We start from the raw sequence: 1,677 nt of genomic DNA on the forward strand, positions 1-1,677 counted from the left end.
AGATGCGCTATCATCAATCAAATTATTAACTTTAAAGGAGTAGCTAATGGTGCAACAAATTGTCCTCCCCATCAAAGACTCCAACGTCTTAAAAATGGTACAAGACACCTTATTAGATAGTTTTCGGGCGGGTCGCCGCAACTACACTATCTTTCAAGTTGGCAAAGCCACTCTACTGCGGGTGAGTGATGTGATGACGTTAAAGAAATCGGATGTCTATAATCCCGATGGGTCTGTTAAAAACACGGCCTTTATTCATGATAAAAAGACAGGTAAAGCGAACACGTTATATTTAAAGCCCGTGCAACAAGACTTGTTGCAATATCATGATTGGCTAGTTCAACAGAATATCACTTCGGATTGGTTATTTCCCTCAACTTCCCATCCAGATCGACATATAACAGATAAGCAGTTTTATAAGGTGATGGCACGCGTTGGTGATCTATTAGGTATCAACTATCTAGGCACACATACGATGCGTAAAACAGGCGCTTACCGCGTCTATACACAGTCAAACTACAATATTGGTTTAGTCATGCACTTATTGAATCATTCGAGTGAGGCTATGACGCTTACTTATCTGGGGTTAGATCAAGCAAGTCGCGAAACAATGTTAGATCAAATTGATTTTGGGTAATAACGCCAACTAATCTCCCTGAATTATCCCGTATTTGCTCATTTTGACGCCACCATGGAGGTATTTTTAATGACTAGGATCACTAAGGCACAATTAGACAACATCATTACAGCGTCCGATAAACAAGGCCCTGATACAGCTAGCCAGACTTATTCTTCAGACGCCTTTGATGCCACCATAGATAATACCGGGGATACTGACCTACTGGGTTATCTATTACTGGATCATTATTTTGGTGATGAATAATGACTAATTTTGATGAGTACATGACCAATGATAATTTGGCCTTACAAGCTATTATTCGCTATGATGACGGCCGTGAAATCCGCGTGTTTAATGTGAGAGATAAACGGTGTTGTGTGTTTATTCAAAATGATAATGAACATTTCTGGTTGCTACGTGAACGTATCTTAGAACCGCCCATGCTACACAACATCACGCAAGCTATGTATCAAGCTGGTATCTATGATAATTATTACCATCTGAGCGTTGAAGTATTTCATGGCGATGATAGTAAAGTTTACTATCCGCGGTGAATATTTTATTTTGTAACCATGCTATATTAGGAGGACTATTCATGGAATTAGATTTAGGTAATAACGCATATGATATTTTAAATGATTGGCATCCCAATGCGGCTAAGGAAGAATTAACGACACAACTCAAAAAACAAGTGTTAGTTGAGAAAGAACAGTTGCCAAAACTTTTATCACGAGAAGACTTAAAAGACCGTTGGGAGATGAACTCACGTCAAAGTGTACATCAGGTTGCGACCAGACCCGATTTCCCAGCACCAATTTTAACCTTTAATCATGGTAAAACACTCCTGTATTTAGAAACGGAAATTCAAATTTTCGAAGTCAATCATCCATGGTTAATTACAATGAGTGCTCGCTTATCTTATAGCCGTTGGATCCTGCATAATGTGATTAATTAATGGTTGGCGTTAGCCTTCTGAGACAAGGAAAAACCAAGGATGAAATCCTTGGCAAACTACTCTTGACAGGTGTCAAGAGTGTAAGTGCGCATTGACCTCGTTT

4 protein-coding genes are annotated in these 1,677 nt (G+C 39.2%); all 4 read left to right on the forward strand.

Going from position 1 to position 1,677, the window contains the following annotated elements:
• Nucleotides 1–46: 46 nt before the first annotated feature.
• The 4 genes from FD09_RS15405 (at nucleotide 47) to FD09_RS15415 (ending at nucleotide 1,574) form a co-directional block, all read left to right on the forward strand.
• Complete coding sequence (locus tag FD09_RS15405) at nucleotides 47–637, forward strand: site-specific integrase (RefSeq protein ID WP_004912641.1); 591 nt, start codon at nucleotides 47–49, stop codon at nucleotides 635–637.
• 69 nt (nucleotides 638–706) lie between these two features.
• On the forward strand, nucleotides 707–883 hold the full coding sequence (locus FD09_RS16590) for a hypothetical protein (protein ID WP_162985044.1): 177 nt from the start codon (nucleotides 707–709) through the stop codon (nucleotides 881–883).
• Nucleotides 883–1,173, forward strand: coding sequence for a hypothetical protein (locus FD09_RS15410; protein ID WP_056988597.1), 291 nt, complete (start codon nucleotides 883–885; stop codon nucleotides 1,171–1,173). The genes FD09_RS16590 and FD09_RS15410 overlap by 1 nt, the downstream gene beginning before the upstream one ends.
• A gap of 41 nt (nucleotides 1,174–1,214) precedes the next feature.
• The gene (locus FD09_RS15415) at nucleotides 1,215–1,574 is read left to right on the forward strand and encodes a hypothetical protein (RefSeq protein ID WP_056988596.1); all 360 of its coding nucleotides are present in this window, start codon (nucleotides 1,215–1,217) and stop codon (nucleotides 1,572–1,574) included.
• Nucleotides 1,575–1,677 lie beyond the last annotated feature (103 nt).

This window comes from Schleiferilactobacillus perolens DSM 12744 (assembly GCF_001435585.1).
Lineage (GTDB): Bacteria > Bacillota > Bacilli > Lactobacillales > Lactobacillaceae > Schleiferilactobacillus > Schleiferilactobacillus perolens.

Excerpts from the sequence above, each read along its gene's own strand:
- FD09_RS15405 (WP_004912641.1), top strand. The coding sequence starts at position 47 with ATGGTGCAACAAATTGTCCTCCCCATCAAAGACTCCAACGTCTTAAAA.
- FD09_RS16590 (WP_162985044.1), top strand. The coding sequence starts at position 707 with ATGACTAGGATCACTAAGGCACAATTAGACAACATCATTACAGCGTCC.
- FD09_RS15410 (WP_056988597.1), top strand. The coding sequence starts at position 883 with ATGACTAATTTTGATGAGTACATGACCAATGATAATTTGGCCTTACAA.
- FD09_RS15415 (WP_056988596.1), top strand. The coding sequence starts at position 1,215 with ATGGAATTAGATTTAGGTAATAACGCATATGATATTTTAAATGATTGG.